The organism is Brasilonema angustatum, assembly GCF_059505445.1.
The window spans coordinates 1-3,470 of sequence record NZ_JCACKO010000099.1; the positions used below are offsets into that span (position 1 = coordinate 1).

Consider the following 3,470-nt stretch of genomic DNA (forward strand, 5'->3'; position numbering starts at 1 on the left):
CAAAGCTTAACTATGTAATTGATGATATAAACTTAGAAACTGGTCAATTTTTAATACCTGACATTTCTATTGGTAAAGGATTTAATAAGTGGTTGCGTTCAGAAGATGAACTAGCTTATGAAGCTAGAAGAAGATTTTTGAATTCTGGATTACCAATAGACTTTCGCGCTTCAGATAATAACAAATCTGGATATAGACCACCTGGAAGTCATTATTATGAAATTGTTAAGTACAACCATGTTTATCCTACAGAAAGCCACGGCAAGTTTAATATACAAGAATGTAATTCGTATCCTAACGAATACAAATCTATCTTTCATCATTATTTAGAAGAATACTGGATTGGCAGCTATTTTTTACCTTATTTGCAAAAACGTGATCCTAAAGGTGTTGAGCAAATTAGACAAACGTTAAGCTTAATGCCAGAGAAAGTAAGAAAAGCTTTAGAGCTTACCCTGGTTGGTAAGCTTATTTTTGCATTACCACCAGACAAGTAACTCAACCGAGTAATACGCGATTATAATAAGGTTAGTTATCGCGTATTACTCGGTTATTATGACAGAGCAAGGTCGTCAAGAGTCAGGTAAGTTTGCTGCTAAATCTGAAGAAATCCGTCAAGTAAGAACTATTCGTCTTACTGATACAGCATGGGATAAGCTAGGTGAATGGGCTGATTCTCAAGGAATGAGTAAGGCTGACTTTTTAGAAGATTTAGTTAAGACGGACATTTTGAGTATTAAGCAGGAAATAAAATCATTGCAAGAAAAGATATTTCAGATAGAAAGTGTGAATATAGATAGTATATGTTTATCTATAGAGTTACTACAAAAAGTAGATAAAGCGGCTTTTTTATCGCGTATTACGCGGATTGAATTGATTGAAAAAATAATTAACTCGGATTATTTCAATCAACTATTGAAGCCTTTAAAACCTTCTAGTAGTATAGGCATAACAGAGTTAGCTAAAAGACTTGGGGTCGATCCAAAAACTATTCGTGATTATAGAGATGGTAAACGAAAAACAAGTTTAATTGAATGGAGTAAAACCAAAACTATAGATGGAAAGGGTTGGGAATATTCTCCGGAGACTGAATCGTATTTTCAAGTAGACGCATAGTCCCCATGCTTTAGTAGGGTAAACCGTAACCTTGATTACGGTTTACCCTACTAAGCTTATTTGAATGTGGGTTCTAGGGATAGAACCAGTTGTAGCGAAGCGGTGACTGAGCACTGCGAGTTAATGTGTTTTTTAGAGAGATTGTGAACAGTGCTCGGTCAATAACTGGTAGTAAATTTTTGCAGCGTATTGTAAGTACATATAGAAAATCTTTATTGAATATGCTGACCAAGATGGTAATTGTTTAATGACTAAATAAAGAATTTCTTGACATAGGTTATTAGATGTGTTAGTGCTTTAGATTAGAGTTCGTGTACTTTCTGAAAAACGAATTCTATGAAAAATTTTACTAAAGCAGATTTTCTAGGAGTTCTTGTACTACTTCTAGCTCTTGGCTCTTTAACTTTAGCTGTTATCGATCCGTCTACTCGCCCAGCCTTTGCTGACCTCGCTAAAGTGGCTGTAGGGGCGTATATTGGGTTGCTAACACCAAGGCCGTGAGTAGTTCCGCCTTCACTTGAATTATGAGGGATAAACGGCGGATGAAATCTGCTGTTTATCCCTTCCCCCACGCGGATTTCGGGTAGATAAACGGTAACTAAAACGAAAACTCGTGATAAAGTTGGATTGCAAAGTCAACTTATACCACGAGTTCCGTGTCGCCATGCCCGAAATTGAGCCTTCGGATGCGGCGTCTAATACTGTTACTCCTAATTTATCTGATTTATCTGCAAGAGACAAGCCTTGGGATAAACATAGAGCTAATGCCGATAAAGTGTCCGGTTATTACGCGGATAGTGAGTTTCGGGATTATGGCGATCGCATCCATTTCTGCTCCGAGTTTCTAGATTTCCGACTTACGCCTGACGAGTCGCAAGGACTGCTAAAACTAAAGCTAGGAAGTGCGCGTTTTTGCCGTGTTCGTCATTGCCCGGTTTGTCAGTGGAGGCGATCGCTTATGTGGAAAGCTAAAGCTTACAAAATTCTTCCAAAAATTGTGGTTGAGTATCCTACCTATCGCTGGCTCTTTGTTACGTTGACTGTTCGGAATTGTCCAATCGTTGGTTTAAGCACAACATTAGACTGGATGCATGAGTCTTTCAAGCGTTTGACTAAGCTCAAAGATTTTCCGGCGATCGGGTGGATCAAGTCTACTGAAGTTACCAGGGGTAAAGATGGCTCTGCTCATCCACATTTCCATTGTTTACTAATGGTACGACCTAGTTACTTCGGGAAAAACTACATGAAGCAGTCAGAATGGGTAGAGTTGTGGCGGCGAAGTCTTAGGATTGACTACAATCCCGTTTTAGATGTACAAGCTATAAAAAAGGGGATTAGCCCAGCTAGCTTAGTTCCAGAGTTACTGAAGTACTGTACTAAAGAATCAGATTTAACTGCTGATCGAGAATGGTTTTTAGAGTTAACGCGGCAAATGCATAAAAAAAGAAATATTGCCACAGGTGGAGTTTTGAAAGATTATTTGCGCGAGATAGAACAAGAGCCTGAAGATTTCATTGGTGAAAGTAGCCAAGGTGAGACTGATGAAGGGCATCTTTATTTTGAGTGGAAACATAAAAACAAGAAGTATAAGCTTGTTGAGTGACCGCGTGTTACTCGGTTATTTAGTTATAATTAATCAAGTAAGTTTTTTACAAACTTCAAAATTGCTAGTAACATATAATACATTAGGCATATTTTGTGGTTAAGTAAAAAATAGTTGTTTATATGTCTGAAGATTACAAACTTGTCCCAGGGCGCGATGATGACGGTAATGAGACTGGCTATTACACAAGAGAGCCAGATGGTGTTAGTGGAATGAATGTAAGGGCGCTGAATGAGTTTTGTGGGCTTGCTGTTGATTCACCTTCTGCCATATCTAATTGGTTAACGAAAATCAAGCATTCTAGGCTGGAGACGAACGATCTTCCAAAATCGCTAAAACCTTTTGCTGGAATGACTTTAAGGCTGGAGACGAACGATTTACAGGGCAGGTTAATCATTTCAGACGATGCTTGCCAAGCTTTTACGGAATATTATGCTTTTGATGCCCGTAAATATAAAGGACAAAAAATAGCGCAAGATAATTTTCGTGTCATGTCAAAAGCAGGCATGAGGTTATTTATTTGGTCAAAAACTGGTTATATACCTCAACAATTTCGTGAAGAGTCTAAGACAAAAACGAGAGGTATTTACTGGTATAAGAGGATAGGAATAGCCTTAAGTGATACTGATAAACCTCTTCAAATTGGTTATTTTTGTGTTTATCTTGAAATGATGAGATTTTTCAGTGAATTAGAAACAAAGCTTAACTATGTAATTGATGATATAAACTTAGAAACTGGTCAATTTTTAAT

General features: G+C 37.6%; 4 protein-coding genes and 1 pseudogene. All 5 read left to right on the forward strand.

Annotated elements, in window-relative coordinates:
* Positions 1 to 497, forward strand: a 497-nt coding sequence (locus tag AC5JM2_RS16685; RefSeq protein ID WP_495835982.1) for a BstA C-terminal domain-containing protein, incomplete at its 5' end; no start/stop codon positions are given.
* Between the two features lie 58 nt (positions 498 to 555).
* Complete coding sequence (locus AC5JM2_RS16690) at positions 556 to 1,116, forward strand: hypothetical protein (protein WP_495835983.1); 561 nt, start codon at positions 556 to 558, stop codon at positions 1,114 to 1,116.
* A 336-nt stretch (positions 1,117 to 1,452) separates the two neighbouring features.
* Positions 1,453 to 1,617, forward strand: coding sequence for a hypothetical protein (locus AC5JM2_RS16695; protein ID WP_495835984.1), 165 nt, complete (start codon positions 1,453 to 1,455; stop codon positions 1,615 to 1,617).
* A 112-nt stretch (positions 1,618 to 1,729) separates the two neighbouring features.
* Entirely contained in the window at positions 1,730 to 2,719 is a 990-nt protein-coding gene (locus tag AC5JM2_RS16700) for a protein rep (RefSeq protein ID WP_495835985.1), read from the forward strand.
* Positions 2,720 to 2,841: 122 nt separating this feature from the next.
* Positions 2,842 to 3,470 (forward strand): annotated as a pseudogene (locus AC5JM2_RS16705) (hypothetical protein); the annotation flags it as partial.